23 protein-coding genes, 8 tRNA genes and 3 rRNA genes are annotated in these 26,213 nt (G+C 38.5%); 7 read left to right on the top strand and 27 right to left on the bottom strand.

The annotated features are described in order from the left end of the window. The first annotated feature begins 267 nt into the window (after positions 1-267). Both ACN0NP_RS07185 and pnuC read left to right on the top strand, forming a co-directional pair. Positions 268-906, top strand: coding sequence for a deoxynucleoside kinase (locus ACN0NP_RS07185; RefSeq protein WP_423217036.1), 639 nt, complete (start codon positions 268-270; stop codon positions 904-906). Between the two features lie 6 nt (positions 907-912). Beyond that, positions 913-1,644 (top strand): nicotinamide riboside transporter PnuC, encoded by a 732-nt coding sequence (pnuC, locus tag ACN0NP_RS07180; RefSeq protein WP_423217035.1) that lies wholly within the window; start codon positions 913-915, stop codon positions 1,642-1,644. 52 nt (positions 1,645-1,696) lie between these two features. Here the strand turns inward: pnuC and ACN0NP_RS07175 are convergent, their stop codons facing one another. The 4 genes from ACN0NP_RS07175 to ACN0NP_RS07160 form a co-directional block, all read right to left on the bottom strand. After that, positions 1,697-2,260, bottom strand: coding sequence for a GNAT family N-acetyltransferase (locus ACN0NP_RS07175; protein ID WP_423217034.1), 564 nt, complete (start codon positions 2,258-2,260; stop codon positions 1,697-1,699). 231 nt (positions 2,261-2,491) lie between these two features. Next, positions 2,492-3,844 (bottom strand): 23S rRNA (uracil(1939)-C(5))-methyltransferase RlmD, encoded by a 1,353-nt coding sequence (gene rlmD, locus ACN0NP_RS07170; RefSeq protein ID WP_423217033.1) that lies wholly within the window; start codon positions 3,842-3,844, stop codon positions 2,492-2,494. Next, positions 3,844-3,999: a hypothetical protein gene (locus tag ACN0NP_RS07165; RefSeq protein ID WP_423217032.1), complete on the bottom strand. Its 156-nt coding sequence runs from the start codon at positions 3,997-3,999 to the stop codon at positions 3,844-3,846. Before ACN0NP_RS07165 ends, rlmD begins: the two co-directional genes overlap by 1 nt. A gap of 69 nt (positions 4,000-4,068) precedes the next feature. Then, positions 4,069-4,740 (bottom strand): tetratricopeptide repeat protein, encoded by a 672-nt coding sequence (locus ACN0NP_RS07160; RefSeq protein WP_423217031.1) that lies wholly within the window; start codon positions 4,738-4,740, stop codon positions 4,069-4,071. A gap of 56 nt (positions 4,741-4,796) precedes the next feature. On the opposite strand from ACN0NP_RS07160, the gene recX reads away from it, so the two are divergent. The 3 genes from recX to ACN0NP_RS07145 all read left to right on the top strand — a co-directional run bounded on the left by recX (position 4,797) and on the right by ACN0NP_RS07145 (position 6,556). After that, entirely contained in the window at positions 4,797-5,573 is a 777-nt protein-coding gene (recX, locus tag ACN0NP_RS07155; protein WP_423217030.1) for a recombination regulator RecX, read from the top strand. An 84-nt stretch (positions 5,574-5,657) separates the two neighbouring features. Then, positions 5,658-6,191, top strand: a complete 534-nt coding sequence (ntdP, locus tag ACN0NP_RS07150) for a nucleoside tri-diphosphate phosphatase (RefSeq protein WP_021141809.1) — start codon at positions 5,658-5,660, stop codon at positions 6,189-6,191. A 53-nt stretch (positions 6,192-6,244) separates the two neighbouring features. After that, positions 6,245-6,556, top strand: coding sequence for a DUF960 domain-containing protein (locus tag ACN0NP_RS07145; RefSeq protein WP_033152126.1), 312 nt, complete (start codon positions 6,245-6,247; stop codon positions 6,554-6,556). Between the two features lie 40 nt (positions 6,557-6,596). On the opposite strand, the gene ACN0NP_RS07140 is transcribed toward ACN0NP_RS07145, so the two are convergent. From ACN0NP_RS07140 to ACN0NP_RS07075, 14 genes are all read right to left on the bottom strand, one after another. Beyond that, positions 6,597-6,668, bottom strand: a tRNA-Glu gene (locus ACN0NP_RS07140). Between the two features lie 10 nt (positions 6,669-6,678). After that, positions 6,679-6,752: transfer RNA gene (locus tag ACN0NP_RS07135), tRNA-Ile, on the bottom strand. 29 nt (positions 6,753-6,781) lie between these two features. Then, positions 6,782-6,854: transfer RNA gene (locus tag ACN0NP_RS07130), tRNA-Thr, on the bottom strand. Positions 6,855-6,868: 14 nt separating this feature from the next. After that, a tRNA-Leu gene (locus tag ACN0NP_RS07125) sits at positions 6,869-6,950 on the bottom strand. A 9-nt stretch (positions 6,951-6,959) separates the two neighbouring features. After that, a tRNA-Lys gene (locus ACN0NP_RS07120) sits at positions 6,960-7,032 on the bottom strand. Positions 7,033-7,035: 3 nt separating this feature from the next. Next, a tRNA-Asp gene (locus ACN0NP_RS07115) sits at positions 7,036-7,108 on the bottom strand. A 24-nt stretch (positions 7,109-7,132) separates the two neighbouring features. Beyond that, positions 7,133-7,205 (bottom strand) — tRNA-Val (locus tag ACN0NP_RS07110). Between the two features lie 4 nt (positions 7,206-7,209). Next, positions 7,210-7,325 (bottom strand): 5S ribosomal RNA (gene rrf / locus ACN0NP_RS07105). 85 nt (positions 7,326-7,410) lie between these two features. Next, positions 7,411-10,310: ribosomal RNA gene (locus ACN0NP_RS07100) — 23S ribosomal RNA — on the bottom strand. 146 nt (positions 10,311-10,456) lie between these two features. Further along, positions 10,457-10,529 (bottom strand) — tRNA-Ala (locus ACN0NP_RS07095). Positions 10,530-10,583: 54 nt separating this feature from the next. Continuing rightward, positions 10,584-12,131, bottom strand: a 16S ribosomal RNA gene (locus ACN0NP_RS07090). The 16S, 23S and 5S rRNA genes sit together here with 8 tRNA genes alongside, the layout of an rRNA operon. A 402-nt stretch (positions 12,132-12,533) precedes the next feature. Continuing rightward, complete coding sequence (gene hpf / locus ACN0NP_RS07085; RefSeq protein ID WP_024344660.1) at positions 12,534-13,082, bottom strand: ribosome hibernation-promoting factor, HPF/YfiA family; 549 nt, start codon at positions 13,080-13,082, stop codon at positions 12,534-12,536. A 76-nt stretch (positions 13,083-13,158) separates the two neighbouring features. Continuing rightward, positions 13,159-13,824, bottom strand: coding sequence for a ComF family protein (locus ACN0NP_RS07080; RefSeq protein ID WP_423217029.1), 666 nt, complete (start codon positions 13,822-13,824; stop codon positions 13,159-13,161). Next, complete coding sequence (locus tag ACN0NP_RS07075; RefSeq protein ID WP_423217028.1) at positions 13,824-15,122, bottom strand: DEAD/DEAH box helicase; 1,299 nt, start codon at positions 15,120-15,122, stop codon at positions 13,824-13,826. Before ACN0NP_RS07075 ends, ACN0NP_RS07080 begins: the two co-directional genes overlap by 1 nt. A gap of 54 nt (positions 15,123-15,176) precedes the next feature. On the opposite strand from ACN0NP_RS07075, the gene ACN0NP_RS07070 reads away from it, so the two are divergent. Then, the gene (locus ACN0NP_RS07070; RefSeq protein WP_423217027.1) at positions 15,177-15,803 is read left to right on the top strand and encodes a YigZ family protein; all 627 of its coding nucleotides are present in this window, start codon (positions 15,177-15,179) and stop codon (positions 15,801-15,803) included. A gap of 97 nt (positions 15,804-15,900) precedes the next feature. Further along, entirely contained in the window at positions 15,901-16,830 is a 930-nt protein-coding gene (gene cysK / locus ACN0NP_RS07065) for a cysteine synthase A (RefSeq protein WP_423217026.1), read from the top strand. A gap of 74 nt (positions 16,831-16,904) precedes the next feature. Here cysK and ACN0NP_RS07060 read toward each other — a convergent pair whose 3' ends face one another. From ACN0NP_RS07060 to fmt, 9 genes are all read right to left on the bottom strand, one after another. Continuing rightward, positions 16,905-17,261, bottom strand: a complete 357-nt coding sequence (locus ACN0NP_RS07060; protein ID WP_027968108.1) for a S1 RNA-binding domain-containing protein — start codon at positions 17,259-17,261, stop codon at positions 16,905-16,907. After that, entirely contained in the window at positions 17,261-18,661 is a 1,401-nt protein-coding gene (locus tag ACN0NP_RS07055) for a bifunctional Cof-type HAD-IIB family hydrolase/peptidylprolyl isomerase (protein ID WP_423217025.1), read from the bottom strand. The genes ACN0NP_RS07060 and ACN0NP_RS07055 overlap by 1 nt, the downstream gene beginning before the upstream one ends. Positions 18,662-18,784: 123 nt before the next feature. Further along, positions 18,785-19,429 (bottom strand): response regulator transcription factor, encoded by a 645-nt coding sequence (locus tag ACN0NP_RS07050; protein WP_024344653.1) that lies wholly within the window; start codon positions 19,427-19,429, stop codon positions 18,785-18,787. Then, positions 19,413-20,438, bottom strand: a complete 1,026-nt coding sequence (locus ACN0NP_RS07045; protein WP_021141792.1) for a sensor histidine kinase — start codon at positions 20,436-20,438, stop codon at positions 19,413-19,415. Before ACN0NP_RS07045 ends, ACN0NP_RS07050 begins: the two co-directional genes overlap by 17 nt. After that, the gene (gene liaF / locus ACN0NP_RS07040; RefSeq protein WP_027968110.1) at positions 20,435-21,130 is read right to left on the bottom strand and encodes a cell wall-active antibiotics response protein LiaF; all 696 of its coding nucleotides are present in this window, start codon (positions 21,128-21,130) and stop codon (positions 20,435-20,437) included. The genes ACN0NP_RS07045 and liaF overlap by 4 nt, the downstream gene beginning before the upstream one ends. Positions 21,131-21,273: 143 nt before the next feature. Further along, entirely contained in the window at positions 21,274-23,148 is a 1,875-nt protein-coding gene (pknB, locus tag ACN0NP_RS07035) for a Stk1 family PASTA domain-containing Ser/Thr kinase (RefSeq protein WP_423217024.1), read from the bottom strand. Then, positions 23,148-23,885, bottom strand: coding sequence for a Stp1/IreP family PP2C-type Ser/Thr phosphatase (locus tag ACN0NP_RS07030; protein WP_024344649.1), 738 nt, complete (start codon positions 23,883-23,885; stop codon positions 23,148-23,150). The genes pknB and ACN0NP_RS07030 overlap by 1 nt, the downstream gene beginning before the upstream one ends. Positions 23,886-23,922: 37 nt before the next feature. After that, on the bottom strand, positions 23,923-25,245 hold the full coding sequence (rsmB, locus tag ACN0NP_RS07025; RefSeq protein WP_423217023.1) for a 16S rRNA (cytosine(967)-C(5))-methyltransferase RsmB: 1,323 nt from the start codon (positions 25,243-25,245) through the stop codon (positions 23,923-23,925). Beyond that, complete coding sequence (gene fmt / locus ACN0NP_RS07020; RefSeq protein WP_024344647.1) at positions 25,235-26,170, bottom strand: methionyl-tRNA formyltransferase; 936 nt, start codon at positions 26,168-26,170, stop codon at positions 25,235-25,237. Before fmt ends, rsmB begins: the two co-directional genes overlap by 11 nt. Positions 26,171-26,213 lie beyond the last annotated feature (43 nt).

Below are 26,213 nucleotides of genomic sequence, written 5' to 3'. Positions count from 1 at the left end.
TTTTATCTCTTGTCAAACACAAAATATAGTGCTACTATTTTATCCGGGCACAAGATATTGTGCCTAACTATTTTTTAATATGACAAGTCGAGGCCTCAGCTTTGTCACATATAGATATTATTTTGAAAAGATAGAAACGACACTACTATTTTCAAATAAAACATCTGTTTACTTGCCTATTTCTAGACAGATAGCTCTGCTATCACAACTATACATTTACACATTTCACAAATTTTTTAATTAGCATATTGGAGGTGCATTACCATCGTGATTATTCTAGCAGGAATGATAGGAGTCGGAAAAACTACCTACACTTCTCTTTTAGCCAAAGAACTTGGCACAACAGCTTTCTTTGAACCTGTTGACAATAACCCAATCTTAGATAAATATTATGAAGACCCTGAAAAATACGGGTTTGCATTGCAAATTTACTTCTTAAACAAACGCTTCAAATCAATTAAAGAAGCTTATGAAGCTGACAACAATGTCTTAGACCGCTCAATCTATGAAGATGCTCTATTTACTTATATCAACACTCTTCAAGGAAGCATCAGCGATCAAGAATACAATATCTATTTGGAATTGCTAGACAACATGATGGAGGAAATTGACGGACTTCCTAAAAAAGCTCCTGATTTGCTAATCTACCTTGAAGGTAGTTTCGACCACATCATGAATAACATCAAAAAACGTGGACGTGATTTTGAGCAACCAAATAACGAAAATGGACTCACAGATTATTACAAACTCCTTCACAAACACTACACAAAATGGTATGAAGATTACCAATACAGTCCTAAAATGAAAATTAACACAGACAGCTTTGACGTTACAAAAGCTGAGGACTGGGATAAAGTGTACCAAATGATCCGTCAAGAAATGAAATCAATTGGAATTGGAGATTAACATTTTTTGAAAAAACAACTTTCACTCAAAGAATCATTTAACAACGCTTGGAATCGTTTTGACTTAAAAGAAAAGATTTTCGTAGTCTTTGCCTTCTTAGTCTCTCTCGGATTTACCCTATACGGGATGATTCCGACACTCTTTTCAGGGGACCTTAACATCTTACATGTCCTCTCAATTATCATGTCTATCTTTGGTTTTATTGGGACATGGACACTAGCGATTCAATGGCAGCACACCTTTAAAGCAAATGGTGTTCAAAATGTTGCTGGTATCTTAGTCGCTGGTATTCAAGGGGTTTACGGTGAAATGTTCAAAAGTTGCTACTACCTTGCAACCGAATTTATCGGACATTATAACTGGAAAAAACGCCGCAATGACGATGGTGAATTAGTCGTTGATAAAAAATTCAGTCTAAAAGACGTGCTTATCGCTGTCTTCTTCTGGACATTTGGCTTAGGATTTATTTCTTATTGGATGGGTGGACAAAAAATCATCCTAGATGCTATCACAAATGGACTTTCCTTTACTGCCCAACAACGTCAGGTAAAAGGACACCTCGATGGCTACTACATTTGGTTAGTTGTTGATTTGCTTAGCTTTGTCCTTTACCTATCTATCGGTAACCCAATCGTTGCTTTTAGTTACCTAGGCATGGTAGCACAAGGTTTCGTTGGGATTATAATTTGGAAGAAAAGCCAAAGTGGAGAAACAGTGGGACAAGAAACACTTGCCTAACTTTAAAATTCTTTAAAAACATAATAAAAAGCTTGATTTAAAGTCAAGCTTTTTACTTTACCTCATGAATTGATTTCACTGATTGAACATTTTCACTATGCTCACCAAGCATCTTCTCCATCCAAATCATGTCATACCAGCGATTAAATTTATAGCCAGAATGATGGAATTTTCCAACCAATCGATAACCGAGTGCACGATGAAATTTCTCACTTCCATTAGTCAAATAAGCATCTTCCGCATCAGTTGACGCGATACAAGCATTGAGATTTAGAATTCCCATTTGCTTTAAATACTCTTCTAAGCACGTGTACAATTGTCGGCCAACACCCTTACCACGCGCATTTTTATCTAGATAAACTGTTGATTCAGCAGACCAAGCATAAGCTGCCCTAGGATGGAATTTTGAAGCATAAGCATAGCCGAGAATCTTGTCATTTTCTTCTGCCACCAAATACGGATAAAAAGCCATAATAGAGCGCATACGCTCAGTAAATTCCTCTAAAGATGGCACATCATATTCAAAAGTAACAGCTGTATCTTCAACATAATAAGTATAAATCTCAAGCAATTTTTCAGCATCTTCCAACACTGCAAAACGGACAGTAACCGCCATTTCTCGACACTCCTTCAAAATGAAATAATACCTTAGTATAGCGATAAAAAGCTCAGCTGTCAAAAGCTATGTCACATTATTTGTCATAAAAAGCGTAAGAACAACAGTTCCTACGCTTAATTTTATTTTTTGACCATTTTCACGACTGCTTTTGTTCTCGCTGTATGCGGGAGTAAAATTATCCTGCGGATGATTTCAGGCTGTTGCCTAAAAATCAGAAAGCAACAGAAATTATTTGCGGACCAATTTAACCACCGCTTCTGTTCTCGCTGTATGCGGAAACATATCCACTGACTGAATGTAATTTACATCATAAACTTTACTCAATTTAACTAAATCACGAGCCAAGGTTGCTGTATTACATGACACGTAAACCATTTTAGCTGGTTGATATTTCAAAATAGTGTCCAAAAGCTTATCATCAAGTCCTGTGCGCGGTGGGTCAACAACTAAGGCATCTGCACGATACCCCTCTTTATACCATTTAGGAATAATATCCTCAGCACGACCAGCTTCATAGTAAGTGTTATCAAATCCCATACATTGCGCATTTTTCTTAGCATCTTCAATAGCTTCAGGAATAATATCCATCCCACGAACACTTTTGACCTTACTAGCAAATGCAAAACCAATAGTTCCAACACCACAATAAGCATCAATGATATTGTCATTTTCAGTCACATCAAGTGCTGCAACAGCTTGACTATATAGAACTTGCGTTTGCTCAGGATTTAGTTGATAAAATGCACGTGGAGAAAGAGAAAATCGATAATCCAAAACCTCTTCCGAAATATCCGCATTTCCCCAGATAACCTCTGTTTTCTCACCATAAATATCACTTGATTTTGAGCGATTGAAGTTTAGAGCAATTCCCTTAATTTCTTTAAATTCAGCTGTTAAAGCCTTGATTACTGGTGCTAAAAAGACGTCACGACTTGTAATAAAGATAATCTGAACTTCTCCAGTTGCCTTGGCTTTACGAATCATAACCGTACGAATACCAGCAATCTTGCGTTCATCATAGATTGGCACATGATGTTTTTCCAAAAGCTCTGCAACACGATTAATAATTTTTTGAGTCAATTCATCCTGAACAAAGCATTCTTTGATGTCAACAAGGCGGTGACTACCTTCCTCAAAAAGCCCAGCCTTGACATTTCCCTTAAATGAACGTGTCTGGAATTGCAATTTTGCACGATAATGATAAGGAACATCCATACCAAGCGTGTGACGAATCTCATAATTCTCATAACCAGCAGGTTTAAATTTCTTCAATGATTGTGCAATCAAATCATCCTTAAACTCTAACTGCTTGTCATAACGCAGGTGCATGATCTGACAACCACCACATTTTTTATAAATAGGGCACTTAGGCTCCACACGAAATTTTGATTTTTTATTAATTGTCAAAAGTCTTGCCTGCGCAAAATTTCGCTTAACCGCAGTAATCTGACAAAAAATATCTTCACCTTTCAAAGCACCAGGAACAAAAACTAAGGTTTTCTTATAAAAACCAATGCCTTCACCGTTGATTCCCATACGCTTAATTTTCAAAGGAATTCTTTGCTTTACTTTCAAATTCATTAGTGACTAAATATAACTCCTACTTCTTTTAATTTTTCTAAAGTATCTTTACCAAACTGAGGAAAAGCTAAAATCTCATCTTCTGTCCAAAGTTGAAAATCCTGTAAATCATAAATATCATGCGCCATTAAAACTTCTATTTGATATTCTGTCAAAAAAGGCAAAGATTCAATTTCACTTTCCTCATCCTGCTCAGAAAAATAATCATTTAGATATGCTTGAACCTAATTTCCCGCTGTCATCAATAAAGGTAAAACATGATAAAATCCAGCATACACAGTTTCAATACTTTCTCGACGATGAATGCCAGATGCACCAACAGCAGAAATTTTATCCATCATAAACTCAGGTGACTGGCAAAAAGCAGTAAAATCCTTGATATCAGCATTCAAAATTTCTAACAAATAATGCGCCATCTCATCATCACCATTTAAAATAGCTCCGACAAGTAAAGGCACTTCAAGCAAAATATCGTGCTCTCCAGTAGAAATTTCCTTAAAAAAGGATAGCGCACTATCATACTGAGACATCAAAATCTGAAGTGACAATATTTCATAACGACAAGAAAATTTATCTTCAGAATCCATTTGATATACTGCTCTAAACTCCTCGATTGCCTTTTGATAAAGCCCATTTTGCTTATAAAGCATACCAAGATTCACTTTTGAAAAATAATAATCCTTATCAGAAATCTCACTCTTTTCATAAAGGCTTTGGAAATAGTCAACACGCTTTTTTAGCTCTGATAAATCTTCAAACAAATTCCAATTGACCGAAGCAAACTCCTCATCATCAAAAAAATCATCATCATCAATGTCATCTATGAATTCTAATTCATTAAATTCTTTTAACATACGATACTCAGCCAAATCAATGATTTTACCATCTTTCACCATTTCACCTCCCTATACTTTAATCACTTCTATTTTATCATTTTTGTTATAATGAATATATGAAAATTACTAAAATAGAAAAGAAAAAACGACTCTACCTTCTAGAAATCGATGAAGACGATAAACTTTACGTAACAGAAGACACAATTGTACACTTTATGTTAAGTAAAAACATGGAAATTGATGACAAAGCCTTAAAAAAAATCCAAAAGTACGCTCAGTTTTCATACGGAAAAAATCTTGCACTTTATCAAATCTCTTTTAAACAACGCACATCTGACGAAGTCAAAAAATATCTTGAAAAACATGAAATAGAAGACAAATACATTCCAGAAATCATCGAAAACCTCAAAAAAGAAAATTGGATTAACGATGCTCAATATGTTGAAACATATTTGTCACAAAACCTGACATCAGGTGATAAAGGTGGCTATGTTCTAAAGCAAAAATTACTTCAAAAAGGTATTAAAGCAAGCCTTATTGACCAAAAATTAGCAGATCTAGACTTCTCAAGCCTTGCAGAAAAAGTTTCAGAAAAACTTTTACGAAAATATCAAAACAAATTATCAACAAAAACACTCAAAGACAAAATTATACAAACAATGATGACAAAAGGTTTCTCTTATTCTGAAGCCAAAGATGCTTTTGACACTCTTGAAATTGAAAAAGACGAAGAACAAGAATTTTATCTTTTAAATAAAGAACTCGAAAAGCAATATCGCAAATTTAGTAAAAAATACGAAGGATACGAATTAAAGCAACGACTAACTCAGAACTTAGCACGAAAAGGTTTTTCTTACGACGATATTAATAGCGCTTTACGAGATTATTTGTGAAATATTTTACTTTTCTAAGTGTTTTTTTCAGAAAATTATGATAAACTATAACAGATAAGTTTAATTGTAGAAAGTTGGTAAGGCATGAAATTACCTAAGGAAGGCGACTTTATTACAATTCAAAGTTATAAGCATGATGGTAGTTTGCACCGAACATGGCGCGATACTATGGTACTAAAAACAACAGACAATGCTGTCATAGGAGTTAATGACCATACATTAGTAACGGAAAGTGACGGACGACGTTGGGTTACGCGTGAGCCAGCCATTGTTTATTTCCATAAAAAATACTGGTTCAATATCATTGCGATGATAAGAGATAACGGTGTTTCATACTACTGCAATCTTGCTAGTCCATACGTCATGGACGAGGAAGCTCTAAAGTACATCGACTACGATTTAGATGTCAAAGTCTTTGCAGACGGAGAAAAAAGACTACTTGACGTTGATGAGTACGAAGTACACAAAGAAGAAATGGGCTACTCCCCAGACATTGATTTTATTCTAAAAGAGAATGTAAAAATACTTGTTGACTGGATTAACAACGGTAAAGGGCCATTCTCAGAAGCGTATATTAATATTTGGTACAAACGTTATCTTGAACTTAAGAATCGTTAAAGTTGCAAGCACTCCAACTGGGGTGCTTTTACGCTACAGAAAGGAGAAATAATATGGCATTTGAATTTAGCAAAGAAAGATACGCAAGCTTTGGAGCTGCTACAAACCTTCCAAATGAAATCATCGACACATTTTGGGATATACTAGATAATTACCTCAAAGGAGTATTTAAACTTGACTCAATTCTAACTTTTCATCTAATCGAAAAAAATGAAAAACTAACAATCCTATACAGCAGTCAAAATCACCAAACAAGCATTGAATTTGATTATGACTACCCATTTGATCCATTCTTTCCAAATATAGTCTATATTATAGATCAAGCAGGGACAGAAACACTATTACTACCACATGAACTAGATTAAAAAAAAGAAGGCTAATGCCTTCTTTTTTTGTGATAAAAAATAGTCCGTACGGGATTCGAACCCGTGTTACCGCCGTGAAAAGGCGGTGTCTTAACCCCTTGACCAACGGACCATATTTATAATGGGCACAAGTGGACTCGAACCACCGACCTCACGCTTATCAGGCGTGCGCTCTAACCAGCTGAGCTATGCGCCCTAAGCTAAAATAATATTAACAAAAGGTAATGCCGGCTACATGACTTGAACACGCGACCCTCTGATTACAAATCAGATGCTCTACCAACTGAGCTAAGCCGGCAACTTCTTATTTAATGCGGGTTAAGGGACTTGAACCCCCACGCCGTTAAGCGCCAGATCCTAAATCTGGTGCGTCTGCCAATTCCGCCAAACCCGCATATTAATATGACCCGTACTGGGCTCGAACCAGTGACCCTCTGATTAAAAGTCAGATGCTCTACCAACTGAGCTAACGAGTCAAACGGTCCCGACGGGAATCGAACCCGCGATCTTCGCCGTGACAGGGCGACGTGATAACCGCTACACCACGGGACCTTTTGGTTTATATACCATTGTAAATGGGAGTTAACGGGATCGAACCGCTGACCCTCTGCTTGTAAGGCAGATGCTCTCCCAGCTGAGCTAAACTCCCTTTTGCTAAGCGACTACCATATCTAACAGGGGGCAACCCCCAACTACATCAGGCGTGCTAGGGCTTAACTTCTGTGTTCGGCATGGGAACAGGTGTATCTCCTAGGCTATCGTCACTTAACTATGATTGATTATCCAATCAAAATTGAATACCTATATATTCTAACAAGAAACCGACTCGCTGTCAATATTGACTCGTTTCTTTTTTGGATAAGTCCTCGAGCTATTAGTATTAGTCCGCTACATGTGTCACCACACTTACACTTCTAACCTATCTACCTGATCATCTCTCAGGGCTCTTACTGATATAAAATCATGGGAAATCTCATCTTGAGGTGGGCTTCACACTTAGATGCTTTCAGCGTTTATCCCTTCCCTACATAGCTACCCAGCGATGCCTTTGGCAAGACAACTGGTACACCAGCGGTAAGTCCACTCTGGTCCTCTCGTACTAGGAGCAGATCCTCTCAAATTTCCTACGCCCGCGACGGATAGGGACCGAACTGTCTCACGACGTTCTGAACCCAGCTCGCGTGCCGCTTTAATGGGCGAACAGCCCAACCCTTGGGACCGACTACAGCCCCAGGATGCGACGAGCCGACATCGAGGTGCCAAACCTCCCCGTCGATGTGAACTCTTGGGGGAGATAAGCCTGTTATCCCCAGGGTAGCTTTTATCCGTTGAGCGATGGCCCTTCCATGCGGAACCACCGGATCACTAAGCCCGACTTTCGTCCCTGCTCGAGTTGTAGCTCTCGCAGTCAAGCTCCCTTATACCTTTACACTCTGCGAATGATTTCCAACCATTCTGAGGGAACCTTTGGGCGCCTCCGTTACCTTTTAGGAGGCGACCGCCCCAGTCAAACTGCCCGTCAGACACTGTCTCCGATAGGGATAACCTATCTGGGTTAGAGTAGCCATAACACAAGGGTAGTATCCCAACAACGCCTCCACCGAAACTAGCGTCCCGATTTCATAGGCTCCTACCTATCCTGTACATGTGGTACAGATACTCAATATCAAACTGCAGTAAAGCTCCATGGGGTCTTTCCGTCCTGTCGCGGGTAACCTGCATCTTCACAGGTACTAAAATTTCACCGAGTCTCTCGTTGAGACAGTGCCCAAATCATTACGCCTTTCGTGCGGGTCGGAACTTACCCGACAAGGAATTTCGCTACCTTAGGACCGTTATAGTTACGGCCGCCGTTTACTGGGGCTTCAATTCACACCTTCGCTAATGCTAAGCGCTCCTCTTAACCTTCCAGCACCGGGCAGGCGTCACCCCCTATACATCATCTTACGATTTAGCAGAGAGCTGTGTTTTTGATAAACAGTTGCTTGGGCCTATTCACTGCGGCTGACTTAAAGCCAGCGCCCCTTCTCCCGAAGTTACGGGGCCATTTTGCCGAGTTCCTTAACGAGAGTTCTCTCGCTCACCTGAGGCTACTCGCCTCGACTACCTGTGTCGGTTTGCGGTACGGGTAGAGTATAATTAACGCTAGAAGCTTTTCTTGGCAGTGTGACATCACTAACTTCGCTACTTAACTTCGCTCCCCATCACAGCTCAATGTTATAGATATAAGCATTTGACTCATATCACACCTCACTGCTTAGACGTGCACTTCCAATCGCACGCTTTAGTTAGCCTACTGCGTCCCTCCATCACTATATACTCTAGTACAGGAATATCAACCTGTTGTCCATCGGATACACCTTTCGGTCTCTCCTTAGGTCCCGACTAACCCAGGGAGGACGAGCCTTCCCCTGGAAACCTTAGTCATACGGTGGACAGGATTCTCACCTGTCTTTCGCTACTCATACCGGCATTCTCACTTCTATGCGTTCCAGCGCTCCTCACGGTACACCTTCATCACACATAGAACGCTCTCCTACCATACCTAAAAGGTATCCACAGCTTCGGTAATATGTTTTAGCCCCGGTACATTTTCGGCGCAGGGTCACTCGACTAGTGAGCTATTACGCACTCTTTGAATGAATAGCTGCTTCTAAGCTAACATCCTAGTTGTCTGTGCAACCCCACATCCTTTTCCACTTAACATATATTTTGGGACCTTAGCTGGTGGTCTGGGCTGTTTCCCTTTCGACTACGGATCTTAGCACTCGCAGTCTGACTGCCGATTATATCTCGTTGGCATTCGGAGTTTATCTGATATTGGTAATCCGGGATGGACCCCTCAATCAAACAGTGCTCTACCTCCAAGAGACTTAACATCGACGCTAGCCCTAAAGCTATTTCGGAGAGAACCAGCTATCTCCAAGTTCGTTTGGAATTTCTCCGCTACCCACAAGTCATCCAAGCACTTTTCAACGTGCCCTGGTTCGGGCCTCCAGTGAGTTTTACCTCACCTTCACCCTGCTCATGGGTAGGTCACATGGTTTCGGGTCTACGACATGATACTAAGTCGCCCTATTAAGACTCGGTTTCCCTACGGCTCCGTCTCTTCAACTTAACCTCGCATCATATCGTAACTCGCCGGTTCATTCTACAAAAGGCACGCTCTCACCCATTAACGGGCTCGAACTTGTTGTAGGCACACGGTTTCAGGTTCTATTTCACTCCCCTCCCGGGGTGCTTTTCACCTTTCCCTCACGGTACTGGTTCACTATCGGTCACTAGAGAGTATTTAGGGTTAGGAGATGGTCCTCCCAGATTCCGACGAGATTTCTCGTGTCTCGCCGTACTCAGGATACTGCTAGGGTTAAAGACTATTTCGAATACGAGGCTGTTACTCTCTTTGGCTTACCTTCCCAGGTAATTCTTCTATAATCTTGTCGTCCCACAACGCAGTCCTACAACCCCGATGTGTAAACACATCGGTTTGCCCTCTTACCTTTTCGCTCGCCGCTACTAAGGCAATCGCGTTTGCTTTCTCTTCCTGCAGCTACTTAGATGTTTCAGTTCACTGCGTCTTCCTCTACATTACCTTAACAGTAATGAGTGACATGCATTACATGCCGGGTTCCCCCATTCGGACATCTCTGGATCAATGTTTACTTACAACTCCCCAAAGCATTTCGTCGTTAGTCACGTCCTTCATCGGCTTCTAGTGCCAAGGCATCCACCGTGCGCCCTTATTAACTTAACCTTATTTTGGTCTGTTGACCTTAAACTCATTAAATCACAGCGTTTCGGTTTATTTCTTGTTACTATCTACAATTCAATTTCTTGAATCGTGGAATTTGATATAGATATTCAATTTTCAATGGACAATCTTTGAATCTTTCGATTCAATGGAGCCTAGCGGGATCGAACCGCTGACCTCCTGCGTGCAAAGCAGGCGCTCTCCCAGCTGAGCTAAGGCCCCACAAGACCTCTCAAAACTAAACAATACTCCAAACGTGCTTCCGTTTATCCTTAGAAAGGAGGTGATCCAGCCGCACCTTCCGATACGGCTACCTTGTTACGACTTCACCCCAATCATCTATCCCACCTTAGGCGGCTGGCTCCAAAAGGTTACCTCACCGACTTCGGGTGTTACAAACTCTCGTGGTGTGACGGGCGGTGTGTACAAGGCCCGGGAACGTATTCACCGCGGCGTGCTGATCCGCGATTACTAGCGATTCCGACTTCATGTAGGCGAGTTGCAGCCTACAATCCGAACTGAGATTGGCTTTAAGAGATTTGCTTGCCGTCACCGACTCGCGACTCGTTGTACCAACCATTGTAGCACGTGTGTAGCCCAGGTCATAAGGGGCATGATGATTTGACGTCATCCCCACCTTCCTCCGGTTTATTACCGGCAGTCTCGCTAGAGTGCCCAACTTAATGATGGCAACTAACAATAGGGGTTGCGCTCGTTGCGGGACTTAACCCAACATCTCACGACACGAGCTGACGACAACCATGCACCACCTGTCACCGATGTTCCGAAGAAACTTCCTATCTCTAGGAATAGCATCGGGATGTCAAGACCTGGTAAGGTTCTTCGCGTTGCTTCGAATTAAACCACATGCTCCACCGCTTGTGCGGGCCCCCGTCAATTCCTTTGAGTTTCAACCTTGCGGTCGTACTCCCCAGGCGGAGTGCTTAATGCGTTAGCTGCGGCACTAAGCCCCGGAAAGGGCCTAACACCTAGCACTCATCGTTTACGGCGTGGACTACCAGGGTATCTAATCCTGTTTGCTCCCCACGCTTTCGAGCCTCAGCGTCAGTTACAGACCAGAGAGCCGCTTTCGCCACCGGTGTTCCTCCATATATCTACGCATTTCACCGCTACACATGGAATTCCACTCTCCCCTTCTGCACTCAAGTCTAACAGTTTCCAAAGCGAACAATGGTTAAGCCACTGCCTTTAACTTCAGACTTATTAAACCGCCTGCGCTCGCTTTACGCCCAATAAATCCGGACAACGCTCGGGACCTACGTATTACCGCGGCTGCTGGCACGTAGTTAGCCGTCCCTTTCTGGTAAGTTACCGTCACTGTGTGAACTTTCCACTCTCACACACGTTCTTCTCTTACAACAGAGCTTTACGATCCGAAAACCTTCTTCACTCACGCGGCGTTGCTCGGTCAGGGTTGCCCCCATTGCCGAAGATTCCCTACTGCTGCCTCCCGTAGGAGTCTGGGCCGTGTCTCAGTCCCAGTGTGGCCGATCACCCTCTCAGGTCGGCTATGTATCGTCGCCTTGGTGAGCCGTTACCTCACCAACTAGCTAATACAACGCAGGTCCATCTACTAGTGAAGCAATTGCTCCTTTCAAGCATCTAACATGTGTTAAATGCTGTTATGCGGTATTAGCTATCGTTTCCAATAGTTATCCCCCGCTAGTAGGCAGGTTACCTACGCGTTACTCACCCGTTCGCAACTCTTCCAACTTTAGCAAGCTAAAGTCTTCAGCGTTCTACTTGCATGTATTAGGCACGCCGCCAGCGTTCGTCCTGAGCCAGGATCAAACTCTCATTTAATCTTGTTCTCATTCTGTCACTGACAGATTTATCGTTTTTTGACAGGTTACTTCCGTAACCCGCACGTTTGGTTCGTATTGTTCAGTTTTCAAAGGTCTTTGTCTCACTCGAGACAACTTCTATATTCTATCAAATTTAACTCTCGTTGTCAACAACTTTTTCAAAGTTTTTTCAAACAAGTTTCAAATCTGATTGCCATCGTTCTCTCTCAAACAACAGCTATATTAGTTTAGCATTGCAATCTCTTTTTGTCAACACCTTTTTTAAAACTTTTTTCATCAACTTCAAGGTGTTGCTGTCAGATTTTTGCAGCTATATTAATTTATCATCTTCTATCCTCTTTTGTCAATACCCTTTTGATAAAAAATTAAAAATCCGCTACTTATAGCGGATTTTTTACTTTCATTTTGCCTCAATCAACCCTAACTCGCCATCTTCGCGGCGGTAGAGAATGTTGGTTTCGCCATCTTCTGCATCTGTGTAAATGAAGAAGTCATGACCCAAAAGGTCCATTTGAAGAAGCGCTTCATCAAGATCCATAGGTTTCAAGCTAACATGTTTTGTACGAACAACGTTTACAGCTGGGCTTTCTTCTGTTTCTTCAGCTTCAAACTCGCTTGTAAAAATATGACTAGCTGGTAATTTTTCACGATGCTTTCTAGCAATTTTTGTTTTGTTTTTGCGAATTTGGCGTTCAATCTTATCTGTTACTAAATCGATTGATCCATACATATCTTGTGATACATCTTCTGCTCTTAGAGTGATAGAGTCAACCAAAATAGTCACTTCAACTTTAGCAGTTTTTTCACGATAAACTTTAAGATTGACACGAGCGTCTAACTCTTGTTCAGCGTTGAAGTATTTTTCAATTTTTCCGAGTTTAGATTCGACATAGCTACGGATAGCATCTGTTACTTCGATGTTTTCTCCACGAACACTATATTTAATCATAAAAACACCTCTTTCTCGCTATAAAGCGCTTTCTTTACTCTTTTATTATACTGCTTTCATGAAAATTTGCAAGCATTTACCGTGCAATTGTTAAACTTTTTACATTCTGTGCACCGTTTTCATAAAGAAGATGATAAATGCCTTTTAGTGTAGCGCCAGTCGTATAGATGTCGTCAATGATTAAAATATTTTTGGAAATATTACTATTTGGCATAACTTGAAATGGACACTGGCTCCCAAGTCTCTCTTTTCTGTTTTTATCTGATTGTTTAGCGATATTTTTCTTTGATAAAATCTCTTGATAGGCTATTCCAGAAGCGTCCAATAAGGCAGCAACTTGATTAAATTTACGTTCTGTCATTCGCTCTTTACTTAAAGGGACTGGCACGATACTGTAATTTTTGTACAGCTTTATTTTTTTCTTAAGCTCTCTAGAAAAAATTGCACCGAGTGCTACGTCTCCTTGAAATTTGTACTTTGAAAAATAATTTTTCATGGCAGCATTATAGGTAAAAATTGCCTGATGCTTGACAGAATGCCCTTCCTTTTCCCATTTTTGACAATCTTTACACTGCGTTTCACAACCATTTCGATAACAAGTTGGGCAGTGCTTATCTCCTATTTTTTCAAAAGCAGCGAGACAATCAGGACAAATATTTCTTTGATTTTTTTGAATAGAAATGATACCCAAAAAAGTTTCTTTTTCAAGAAATAATTGGTCACATAACAAACACTTTTCCATCAAAATCCTCCTTTCTTGTTCATTTCCTTTATTTCTTTAATCGCTTGTTGCATAGATTTTGTAGCGCCATCGTGCAAAAATAATAATTCTCCTGTTGGTCGTTCAGCAGCTCTACCGACTCGCCCAGAAATTTGTACAAGAGCACTTTTAGTGTATAATTTGTGATTTGCTAATACAACAAATACGTCAACACAAGGAAACGTGACTCCACGTTCTAAGATGGTTGTGCTGACTAAAATTGTTATTTCGTTCTTTCTAAATTTTTCAACTAATTCAAGTCTATCTTCGCTCTGACTTGACACAAAACCAATCTTCTCAGTAGGAAATTTTTCTTGCAGAACCATCGAAAATCTTTTTCCCTGCTCTATATTTGGAAAAAAGATTAGTAAGGGGTATCCAGATTTTCTTTGATTTTTAAGCAGCAAGTCTAATTTTTTAGGTATTTTTCCTTTTTTCATTGACTTTAACACCCCACTAAGCCAGAGCATTTTAGGAACAACCAAAGGATTGGCGTGAAAACGTCTGGCTAAATGCAATTTTTTTAAGTCGCCTTTTCGAACTTTTTTATCTAATTCATCTGTCGATGTGGCTGTTAAAAATATCTTGACACCATCTTTTTTTAAAGATTGATTTACTGCGTAATACAGCATTTTATTGTCAACAAATGGAAAAGCATCAACTTCATCGATGATTAATAAATCAAATGCTTGGTAGAATTTTAAAAGTTGATGAGTTGTTGCAATAATGAGCGGTGCTCGTTTGTAAGACTCAGCTTCCCCGTGTAATAAAGTAATTGGACATAAAAAATCACGAGACATACGTTTATAAAGTTCTAAACAAACATCAATTCGTGGGCTAGCAATACAGACACAACCACCGTCACCAATTATTTTTGCTACTGAGTGATAAATCATCTCTGTCTTACCAGCTCCTGTCACAGCATGAACTAATAAATCTTTCTTTTCAGCAATTCCTGACACCATACCTTCTGACACTTCATTTTGATAAGGGGTCAATTGCCCTTGCCAGTTTAGAGAATTATTTTTTGGAAAACTTTTTTGCGGAAAATAATATAAATAAGAATCACTGATGTTACGACCAAAAACTAGACATTCTCTGCAGTAAGTCTGACCAGTTTGTAAAATATTATCTGGTAAAACAATGCTTCCACAGCGGTTACACGTAAAATTGTCTTTTCTTTTTGCCATAGAAGGAAGTTTTTCAGCTTCTTCTTTTAACTCATCAGACAATTGAGACTCAACAAAAATTCTTCCATAATAGTCATTTTTATCTTCCATATCTATTTATTCGAAAATTTTGCTAAATCTCTAAAAATCTTGTAAAATTTTGATATGAACTATAAAACAATAAAAAAAGATGGCATCTGCGAGGAAGAAATCAAAAAATCTCGCTTTATTTGCCAATTAAAACGTGCTGAAACTGAAGAAGAAGGGCGAGAATGTATTGCTCAAATCAAAAAAGAACATTACAAAGCAACTCACTCTTGTTCTGCTATGATTATTGGAGAAAACTCTGAAATCAAACGTTCTAGTGATGATGGTGAACCAAGTGGAACAGCTGGTGTTCCAATGCTTACTGTTCTAGAAAAGCAAGGTTTAACAAATGTTGTTGCTGTTGTCACACGCTATTTCGGTGGTATCAAATTAGGCGCTGGAGGCTTAATTCGCGCTTACGCTGGTAGTGTCGCAAATGCTCTTAAAGAAATTGGTATCGTGGAAGTTAAAGAGCAAGAAGGCATTAAAATTACTCTTTCTTATCCGCAGTACCAAACATTTTCAAATTTTTTACAGGCTGAAGAACTTCAAGAATTTGACACTGAATTTTTAGAAAATGTCACTACTCACATTTACCTTGATCCAGAAAAAATTCAGGAAGTTACTGATCGACTTATTGAATTCTATCAAGGCAAGGTTACTTTTGAAAAGGCTGGTTCAAAAATTGTTGAGTTAGATTTGTGATAAGTTTTTCCTATCACCTTGATAAGAATTAAATATTTTACAAACAATAAATTTGAGCATATACTTGACCTATACCTTTTATTCAAGGAGAAGATTTATGGCAAAAATTTATAACTCAATTACTGAATTAATCGGAAATACTCCTATTGTAAAATTGAATAACATTGTTCCTGAAGACGCTGCTGATGTTTATGTTAAAATTGAATCATTTAATCCAGGGTCTTCTGTCAAAGACCGTATTGCTCTTCGTATGATTGAAGATGCTGAAAAAGCAGGGACTATCAAACCAGGTGATACAATTGTTGAACCGACATCAGGTAATACTGGTATTGGTCTTGCTTGGGTTGGTGCAGCAAAAGGTTACAAAGTTATCATCGTAATGCCCGAAACAATGAGTCTTGAACGCCGTAAAATCATTCAAGCTTATGGAGCTGAACTTGTTTTAACACCAGGTAGCGAAGGTATGAAAGGTGCTATCGCTAAGGCAAAAGAAGTCGCTGCTGAAAAAAATGGTTGGGTCCCACTTCAATTTGCTAACCCTTCAAATCCTGCTGTTCATGAAGATACAACTGGTGCTGAAATTATCGATGCTTTTGGACCACAAGGTCTTGATGCTTTCGTAGCTGGTGTTGGTACTGGTGGAACAGTTTCAGGTGTTTCTCATGCTCTTAAAAAAGCTAATCCAGACATCAAAGTATATGCTGTAGAAGCTGACGAATCTGCCGTTCTTTCTGGTGAAAAACCTGGTCCACACAAAATTCAAGGAATTTCTGCTGGTTTTATCCCAGATACTCTTGATACTAAATCTTATGATGGCATTATTCGTGTAGCTTCAGACGATGCTATTGTGACAAGTCGTCATCTAGGTGGAAAAGAAGGTTTCCTTGCTGGAATTTCTTCAGGTGCTGCAATCTTTGCCGCTATTGAAAAAGCAAAAGAACTTGGTAAAGGTAAAAAAGTCTTGGCACTTCTTCCAGACAACGGTGAACGTTATCTATCAACATCACTTTATGATTTTGAAGACTAATATACAAAACTGCTAGACAATTGTTCTAGCAGTTTTCTTATACCATAATAAAAAAGCATCCTAAGGATGCTTTTTTATTCTTTAGTTAATAAATCTAGACTTTCTTTAGTCCATTTTGGCAAATTGTCCGCCAAAGGCTGAAAGCCAATATTTAGGTGGCTATTTGAAAAACGATGACGCCTGTGAAGGTGATGTTTTTCTTCTTCGAGAGTACGAAGAGAAAGACTTGCTTTTTGAGTAAATTCATCAAAATCAACCACCTGAACTAAGACTTTTTCACCAACTTTTAACAGTTGATAAATGTTTTCAATATAGCCTGTTTTGATTTCTGAAATGTGAATAAGACCTGTTGTCCCATTATCCAATGCGACAAAGGCACCATAAGGTTTTATACCCGTTATTGTTCCAGTGATTTTGTCGCCAATTCTCATTAATCAACTACCTCAATTGTTTCGATAACTACGTCTTCGACTGGACGGTCTTGCGCACCAGTTTCTACGTTTGCAATTTCGTCAAGAACTTTGTAAGATTCTTCATCCATGATTTGACCAAAGACAGTGTGACGACGGTCAAGGTGAGGTGTACCACCGTTATTTGCATAGTATTCAGCAATTGGTTTTGGCCAGCCACCACGTTCTAGTTCTTTTTGAGCATATGGAATTTTGCTGTTTTGTACGATGAAGAATTGACTTCCGTTAGTGTTTGGACCAGCATTTGCCATTGAAAGTGCGCCACGAACGTTGTAAAGTTCTTCTGAGAATTCATCTTCAAAGTTATCACCATAGATAGATTGTCCACCCATACCAGTACCTGTTGGGTCTCCACCTTGAATCATAAATTCAGGGATAATACGGTGGAAGATAATACCGTCATAGTAACCATCTTTTGACAAAGCAACGAAGTTTGCTACTGTTTTTGGTGCATGATCAGGGAAAAGTTGAATTTTCATGTCACCGTGATTTGTTTTGATTGTCGCAACTGGACCCTCGACAGTTGATAAATCAACTTGTGGGAAGTTTAATTGTTTTTCTACCAAACCTAGTTCCTCCAAGGCATATAAAATGCCATCTTCTTCTACTGTTTTTGTTACAAAATCTGCTTTTTCTTTAAGTTCAGGTACTGCATTACCCATGGCAATTTTCAAGCCAACATAATCAAAAATTTCCATATCATTTGGACCGTCACCAAACATCATGGCATTGATTGGTTTTAAGTTTTGACTTTCTAAAACATGAGCAACACCAGACGCTTTAGAAATATTTACTTTAACAACATCAGATGAATGTTCGTGCCAAGGCACAAGACGAATTTCATTTGCCAACTCTTCTGGCAACTGCAAATCAGCATTATTTTCTGCAAATGTCCACATTTGGTAAACATCATTTGTCAAATAAAAATCTGGTTCAACATCACAGATGCCATAGATAGGTTTCATAGCGTCATCAATTAAATCACAACGTTTTGATACGACTGGTTTATCTTTGCCAGTAAAACCGTATTCGATTCCTTCTGATTTTGCCCAGTTGACATATTTTTCAACAAGTTCACGTGGCAATGGATCACTAAAAATCTCTGATTCTTTATTATCAACGACATATGTTCCGTTGATTGTTACAAAAAAATCAGGATGCAAATCACGAATTTCAGGTACAACACCATAAAGTGCACGACCAGTAGCAATTCCTGTCATAATGCCTTTTTCCTTCAAGTTTTTAAAAACATACTTGATTGATTCTGGCATATAACCTGTCAGCTTAACACGCAAGGTGTCATCAATGTCAAAGAAAACAATTTTAGTTTTCTTGGCTTTGTATTTTGTTTTTACATCCATCTGTATCATTATGGGAAAGGAAATGGTCAATACATCTCAATTTCCATCAAAAGTCCAAAAACTTTTATCCCATTTTCCTTTCTAACTTTGAAATCAAAGAAAAGCTATGTTTTTATTATATCATTATTCCTCATCTTGCGGAACTAAATGATGCTTAAAGGCATAGACAACAGCTTGAGTGCGGTCATCAACTTCTAGCTTCGCTAAAATATTTGACACGTGTGTCTTCACGGTTTTCAGAGAAATAAATAACTCATCAGCAATAGTCTGATTATCGTAACCTTTTGCCAAAAGTTTCAAAATATCACGTTCACGCGCTGTTAGATCCTCATGCAATTCTGGTTTTTGATCGTGCGCTTTGATTTTTTTATCAACTTCTGTCTCAATCGCCAAATCACCACGCGCAACTTTATGAATAGCATTTAAAATCTCAGCTGCACTAGATGTTTTTAGCATGTAACCTTTGGCACCAGCTTCAATAACTGGATAAATTTTTTCATTATCAAGGTATGATGTCAAAACTAAAATTTTGGCTTCTTTCCACTCTTTTAAAAGCTTCAATGTCGCTTCAACACCACTCATCTCTGGCATTACCAAATCCATAACAACAACATCTGGTTTTAACTCTAAGGCTAATTTTATCCCATCAATACCATTTCCAGCTTCACCGACAACTTCAACGTCTGGCTGCAAATTAAAGAAACTTTTCAGCCCTAAACGTACCATTTCATGATCATCAACTAGGATAACTCTAATTTTCTGGGTCATCTTCTTTCTCCTTTTTTTCTCCCTTGACCAAAGGCAAACGAATATCCATTGATACTCCTTTTCCTTTTTGGCTTAAAAATGTTATTGTTCCAGCCATGTCATCTACACGATCTTCAATATTAGTAATACCATAACTTAAATCATGACGCTCATCCATATCAAATCCGACACCGTTATCCACCATTTTCAATTGCAGTTCGGTTTCAGTTTGATTTAGATACACTTCCAGACGAGTCGCTTTTGCGTGCTTAAGCGTATTACTAATAAATTCTTGTGCAATTCGGAAAACATTATCTTCGATTTTTTTAGGTAATTTTCCGAGATTTTTCTTATAAACAACTTCTATACTACTCTTATCTGTTAATTCTTTCAAGAGGATATCAAAACCTTCCGAAAGGGTTTTATTTTCAAGCTCTGTAGGTCTTAAATGCAAGAGTAAAATTCGTAAATCTTTTTGAGCATTTTGTAGCATGCTTTCAACAGCCGTCAATTGAAATTCTAATTGCTCTCTTTCAATTTGGTCAAGATTAGCTGATACACCTGAAAGAATCATTGAAGATGCAAATAATTCTTGACTGACGGTATCATGTAAATCACGCGCAATACGTTTACGTTCTTGCTCAACAATTTCTTGTCCATTCTGAATACGGCTATTTTCAGTATTTTGGAGACTTGTTGTCAAATGAGTCATCTTTTTAGACAAGCGTGACAAATTCGTGTTGATTTCTGTATCTTCATCAAGAGATACTTCCTGATTATTTAAAATGCGGCGCAGATTTTGGTTAATACTACGCTTGCTGTTATCATCTAAAATCACCCACAACAAAAGTAAAAGAATTGTCACAGCTAAAATTAGGAAGACAATTGAGAAGACAAAACGTTCCCCCATCCAAAAATCAGTGATGAGATTTTGTAAATGTAATTCTAAACTATCTAAAACAACAACAACAATTGAAATGATGATGATACTTGCATAAAGAATCAAGAGTAAAAAATGATGTTTTTTCATTTGCGTACCACCTCTACATCTCCAGCAATCGTGTTCACAATGATTTTAACACCCTTTAAATACTCTTCATCTTGAGCATGCCATAATTTCAATGATTCATTACGCAAATCATACTCACCAAAATCAAAATATCGAACACTACCATAAATGGCACTGACATCAAGTTTAACCCCAACATCAATTGGCACTAAAACTTTTGTCGGACCAAAAACTTTACGAATGATAACAACATTATCTTTTCCTGTTACAATAACACTGCTTAAATCAATGACATCACTTCCTGTTAGTCGAATGATATTAATGTCATCAAAAGCATAAAAATCGCTATCGTGCATGTCTGCACCAATCCACTGGTTTCGAATCGGTTTTGCCTTTAAGTCTTCTTCACGAAAACGCACCAAAGCAAAGCGATTCTTCTTTTTAACTTGTGAAAAATGGTTAATCACAACGTAGACAACACCCAGAACGACCGCCATGATAATATAGGGATTTAACATTAAAATCAAAAATAGAAGAACCAGCCCTACTGTTAACAAAAGATTATTGCGTTTATCCTGATTATAAAAACGAAGTGCTAAAAGAATCAAGACTAAAATTAAGATAAAACTCGATAAATTATTAGCCATGATTGTCATCAAGCCCATCACCAATAAAATAGCTTCAACAATGACAAAAAATTGAACTTTTCGCATATCTTTCCCTTTCTTTTTTTGTATTTTACCAAAAAGCCTCAAAAATTGCAGGCTTTTGCCACATGAACATTAGCACATTTCTTGAATATTCTATGCAAATAAGAAGCCTGAGATAAATATCCCAGACTTCTTTTATAATAATTTTATTGTTGCATTTCAGTAGATGCTTCTGAACTTTCTTCAGTACTACTACTTGATGAACTTGATTCACTTGTCTCACTTGTTTCAGATGATTCTGGAACTGATTGTGACGGTTCTTCAGATGGTTGTGCAGCCGTTGCTGAAGAGAAGTAAAGGTTAACCTCTCCTTCAACTGCCCCACCATAATAAGGATCTTGAGCAACGACGACCGCAGAACTTGATACTGAGTTTACTCGAGAGTATCCTGTTGATGAAGTTGCATCTGCCATATAAATTGTAATATGTGAGCTTGACACACCCATAGAATTTAACTCAGCAATCGCTTCTTGATAAGTATAACCAATCAGACTAGGCATTGTGATTGCTGCTACCTCAAAAGTGATTTTATCTTTGCTACCAACTTTTGTGCCTTCTTCAGGAGTTTGGCTGATAATAGTACCACTATCATATGAAGTATCAGTTACCCACTCGATATCAATCATTTCGCTTGAAATACCATGCCTATCTTTGAGCTCTTTGACAACATCTTGATAATTTTGACCAGTGTAATCTTTCATCTTGAATTCAGAACTTCCTTTTGATACATAAATATCAACTTTAGCTCCTTCTTTCTTAGATGAACCAGCTTTCGGATTAGTCTTAATAACCTGACCACTTGGAACAGTATCACTATAAATTTCCTTGGTCTTTCCAACTTTAAGCCCTGCTGATGTAAGACTTGTCTTAGCATCAGATAAAGCCGCACCAGATACATCTGGAACATTAACTGAAGCTGGTGTACTTAAAGTTAAGTAAGTAAAGATAGCAATCGCAACAACAACGACTGCAAAGAAGATTTTCATCAAAGTACCAAACATACGATGAGATTTTTTCTTTTTAGCCTTTGCTTTAGGTGCTTTTTGATTAGCTACTTCTTTATTTTCTTTTGCAGCTTTTTGTTTTTTCAACAATTGTTCTGTCGTTGATGGAACAGGTGTTGAAGTAGTCACTTTTGGAAGTGTCTTAGTATTTTCTGTATCCTCAAAAACAAGTTTACGTTCTCGACTACGGTTGTATGAAAGTGCCGTCATCAAATCACGACTCATTTCAAACGTTGATGCATAACGGTCGCTTAAACGTTTTGCTGTTGCTTTGATAACTACATTTTCCAAAGCTTGAGGAACATTTTTGTTTTCATCAATGATTGATGGAAGTGGTTTTTGGAAATGTTGCAAAGCAATGGTAACAGCTGAATCCCCATCATAAGGAATGTGACCTGTTAACATTTCAAACAACATAATCCCCATAGCATAGATATCACTTTGAACAGTGGCTTTTGAACCGCGCGCTTGTTCAGGTGACAAATAATGCACACTACCAAGCATTGAGTTTGTCTGTGTTAAACTTGTTTCTGCAAAAGCTACAGCAATACCAAAGTCAGTAACTTTTACAGTTCCGTCTTTAGTCAACAAAATATTTTGTGGTTTTAAGTCACGGTGAACAATTCCTTGTTGATGGGCAAGAGTCATTGCTGACAAGACTTCTTCCATAATTCTAACAACTTCGTTATTAGATAGAGGCGCATGATCTTGAATGTATTTTTTCAAGTCAGAACCATCAACATATTCCATTACTAAGAATTGCTGTCCGTCTTCTTCTCCAATATCTCGAATCGAAACAATATTGGGATGGTTCAACTCTGCCATGGCGCGCGCTTCACGTTGGAAACGAGCTACGGCAATTTGATCTGTTTGATAATTAGTCCGAAGAACTTTGATAGCTACTTCTTCATTATCAAGAATCAGATCTTTGGCAAGATAAACATCTGCCATTCCACCCCGTCCGATTGATTTAAGGATACGATAACGACCAGCAAATAATTTGCCAATCTGAATCATTAAGCTTCCTCACTTTCGGCGTGGATAAGAGCAATGGTAATGTTATCAAGACCTCCTCGGTCGTTAGCAAGAGTTACCAATTCATTATTTTTGTCGTCAAGTTTTTTATCTTGAGTCAAAATGTTAACAATTTCATCATTCGTAATCATATTTGTCAAGCCATCACTGTTAATGATGAGATAATCACCATCTTCAAGAACTTGAACACCTAAATCTGGTTCAACTGGGTTTGCTTGTCCAATAGATTGCGTAATAATATTTTTTTGTGGGTGGTTTGCTGCTTCTTCTTCTGTCAATTGACCAGCTTTCACCAATTCATTAACAAGAGAATGGTCGCTTGTCAATAATTGGTATTCGCCATTATGAAGTAAACCAATACGTGAATCACCAACGTGCGCAAAGATAACGTTGTTATCAACAATCGCTAAAGCTTCAACGGTTGTCCCCATACCTTTGTACTCATCTGTTTGACCCAGTTCGTAAATTCTTTTGTTTTCAGCTTCAAGAGCTGTTATCAACCAATCACGAATTTGGCTTAGTTCTGTAAATTCAGTACTAATCCATTCACGTCCAAGATCAGTAACGGTCATTTCACTAGCAATATTACCAGCACGATGACCTCCCATACCATCTGCTAGAATAACTAATGTGATACCTTTTTGATTATCAAATTTATTAATAAAATCCTGATTATTTGAACGTCTTTGTCCGATATCAGTTACAAGTGAAATTTTCATAGTTTTATATCTGACTGTGTCAGTTTCCTCCTCGAGATTACAAGATACGTTTAACTTGTCCAATAAAGAACCCGTCTGTCTGATATTGCTCTGGTGTGATTGCAATGCAACCATCTTTTACAATATCTTCTTGTGTATGACTCAGTTTTACCTGTTCAAAATTTGGATGAGTTTCTAAAAATTTATGGATGACTTGGAAGTTTTCCTCATCAAAAATCGTACAAGTGCTATAAGTTATTATACCACCTTTACGCAATGTTTGACAAACGCTATCAAGAATTTGCAATTGAATTTCTTGTAAAGCGGTGAAATCTTGATTTTCTTTATTATATTTGATGTCTGGTTTACGACGAATCAAGCCAATTCCTGAACAAGGAGCATCTACTAATATTTTATCAAAAGTATCTGCTGCAAAATGTTCATGAACAGTCGTAGCATCCATTCTTTGGGTAGAAATTTTATCATCAACATGCAAACGTTTGGCATTGTCCATAACCAAAGCTAACTTGTGGTCATACAAATCAAGTGCTGTAATATGACCATCAGTCAAATATGACGCCATATGAGTAGTCTTTCCACCTGGCGCAGCACATGCATCAAGAATCTTCTCTGAGCCTTTAATATTAAGTGTTGGTGCCACTAACTGACTAGACTCATCTTGAATAGTAATATCACCGTTGGCAAAATAATCTGTCCCTGCAAAATGCCCTGATGTTTTAACCAAACCAACAGGAGATATAAGTGATGGTTCAGCACCTGTTGCCGCCTCTATCTCAGCTAATTTATCAGGATTTGTCACACGAATACTAGCTTTATTTCTGACAAATAAGCTCTGCATGATAGCTACTGCTCGTTCTTCACCAAATTGGTCAATTAATTTTTTAACCAACCAAACTGGTAAAGAATACAGAACTGAATAGCGTTTATTTTTTCGTTTGATAGTTTCAGGATTTGGAAGGTCATCCTTTGTCAAACGACGTAAAACAGCATTGACGAATTTTTCAGCACCTTTTTTATTGCCACGATTTTTTGCAATATTAACTGCATCGTTGACAACAGCGTGCGCAGGCATTTTATCAAGGTATAACAGCTGATAAAGGCTCAACATCAAAAGGTAATATACCCATGAATCTAACTTATCTCGGTCTTCGATATAATGTGATAAATACCATTCCAAGGTAATCTTTCGTGCAACTGTTCCATAGACAATTTCAGTCACTAAAGATTTATCTTTTTGGGATAAATTAGTATGTTTCAACTCTTGATTAAGAGCAATATTTGAATAAGCCCCTTCTTCAAAAACATTTTCAAGAACAAGTAAAGCTAATCCGCGTGCTTGGTTTTTCCAATCATTCGCCAATAAGGTCACCTACTTCAAGTTTACGTCCAACACCATTTAGGAAATCAACAACACTCATACGAGGTTTACCAGCTGGCTGTACAGTTTTAAGTGAGATCGCGCCATCACCAGTTGCCACAACAAGTGATTTTTTACCTTTTTCGATAATTTCACCAGGTTTTCCTTGACCTTCAGCCAAAACAGCCTCATAGATTTTAAAACGTTTGCCATCAAGAAGTGTATGCGCAACTGGCCATGGATACAAGCCACGGATGTGGTTAAAGACATCACGCGCTGATTTATTCCAATCAATACGTTCTTGTTCTGGTGTGATATTTGGTGAGAAAGTTGCCGCTTCTTCATCTTGTGGTTCAGGTTTGATATTTCCAGCAATGTAATCTGGCAAAGTTTTCAAAAGCAAATCACGTCCGATAACTGCCAATTTTTCAAACATTGTACCGACGTTATCATCATCAGTAATTGGTGTTGAAGCTTTAGCAATCATATCACCAGCATCCATTTTCTTAACCATTTCCATAATAGTTACACCAGCTTCTTTGTCGCCATTAATAATAGCATAATGAATTGGTGCGCCACCACGATATTTTGGTAATAATGATGCGTGAACGTTAACAGCAAAGTCAACAGAGTCAAGTAATTTTGTTGGTAAAAATTGACCAAAAGCAGCTGTTACGATACCATCTGCACCCAAAGTCATTAGCTCAGCCATTTCTTCTGAACCAGACATTTTTTCAGGTTGATAAACTGGTAGATCATGCGCCAAAGCGACTTCTTTAACAGGTGTCATTTTGATTTCTTTTTTACGACCAACGGCACGGTCTGGTTGAGTTACAACAGCTAAAACTTCATAATTGGCATCGTTTAATAAGCCTTTTAGAACAGTCGCTGAAAAATCAGGTGTTCCCATAAAAATAATTTTTGTCATTTTTCTTCCTCTCAAAGGATTTATTCTTATCTTTTTCTTTATT

The organism is Streptococcus equinus (assembly GCF_049393805.1).
GTDB classification, from domain to species: Bacteria; Bacillota; Bacilli; order Lactobacillales; family Streptococcaceae; genus Streptococcus; species Streptococcus equinus.
The sequence above is the reverse complement of the archived record's forward strand: the minus strand, read 5'-3'. Positions and strand labels throughout refer to the sequence as shown.

Coding starts and splice junctions, on each gene's coding strand:
- ACN0NP_RS07175 (WP_423217034.1), bottom strand. CDS start 2,260: ATGGCGGTTACTGTCCGTTTTGCAGTGTTGGAAGATGCTGAAAAATTG.
- rlmD (WP_423217033.1), bottom strand. CDS start 3,844: ATGAATTTGAAAGTAAAGCAAAGAATTCCTTTGAAAATTAAGCGTATG.
- ACN0NP_RS07160 (WP_423217031.1), bottom strand. CDS start 4,740: ATGGTGAAAGATGGTAAAATCATTGATTTGGCTGAGTATCGTATGTTA.
- recX (WP_423217030.1), top strand. CDS start 4,797: ATGAAAATTACTAAAATAGAAAAGAAAAAACGACTCTACCTTCTAGAA.
- ntdP (WP_021141809.1), top strand. CDS start 5,658: ATGAAATTACCTAAGGAAGGCGACTTTATTACAATTCAAAGTTATAAG.
- ACN0NP_RS07145 (WP_033152126.1), top strand. CDS start 6,245: ATGGCATTTGAATTTAGCAAAGAAAGATACGCAAGCTTTGGAGCTGCT.
- hpf (WP_024344660.1), bottom strand. CDS start 13,082: ATGATTAAATATAGTGTTCGTGGAGAAAACATCGAAGTAACAGATGCT.
- ACN0NP_RS07080 (WP_423217029.1), bottom strand. CDS start 13,824: ATGGAAAAGTGTTTGTTATGTGACCAATTATTTCTTGAAAAAGAAACT.
- ACN0NP_RS07075 (WP_423217028.1), bottom strand. CDS start 15,122: ATGGAAGATAAAAATGACTATTATGGAAGAATTTTTGTTGAGTCTCAA.
- ACN0NP_RS07070 (WP_423217027.1), top strand. CDS start 15,177: ATGAACTATAAAACAATAAAAAAAGATGGCATCTGCGAGGAAGAAATC.
- cysK (WP_423217026.1), top strand. CDS start 15,901: ATGGCAAAAATTTATAACTCAATTACTGAATTAATCGGAAATACTCCT.
- ACN0NP_RS07060 (WP_027968108.1), bottom strand. CDS start 17,261: ATGAGAATTGGCGACAAAATCACTGGAACAATAACGGGTATAAAACCT.
- ACN0NP_RS07055 (WP_423217025.1), bottom strand. CDS start 18,661: ATGGATGTAAAAACAAAATACAAAGCCAAGAAAACTAAAATTGTTTTC.
- ACN0NP_RS07050 (WP_024344653.1), bottom strand. CDS start 19,429: ATGACCCAGAAAATTAGAGTTATCCTAGTTGATGATCATGAAATGGTA.
- ACN0NP_RS07045 (WP_021141792.1), bottom strand. CDS start 20,438: ATGAAAAAACATCATTTTTTACTCTTGATTCTTTATGCAAGTATCATC.
- liaF (WP_027968110.1), bottom strand. CDS start 21,130: ATGCGAAAAGTTCAATTTTTTGTCATTGTTGAAGCTATTTTATTGGTG.
- pknB (WP_423217024.1), bottom strand. CDS start 23,148: ATGATTCAGATTGGCAAATTATTTGCTGGTCGTTATCGTATCCTTAAA.
- ACN0NP_RS07030 (WP_024344649.1), bottom strand. CDS start 23,885: ATGAAAATTTCACTTGTAACTGATATCGGACAAAGACGTTCAAATAAT.
- fmt (WP_024344647.1), bottom strand. CDS start 26,170: ATGACAAAAATTATTTTTATGGGAACACCTGATTTTTCAGCGACTGTT.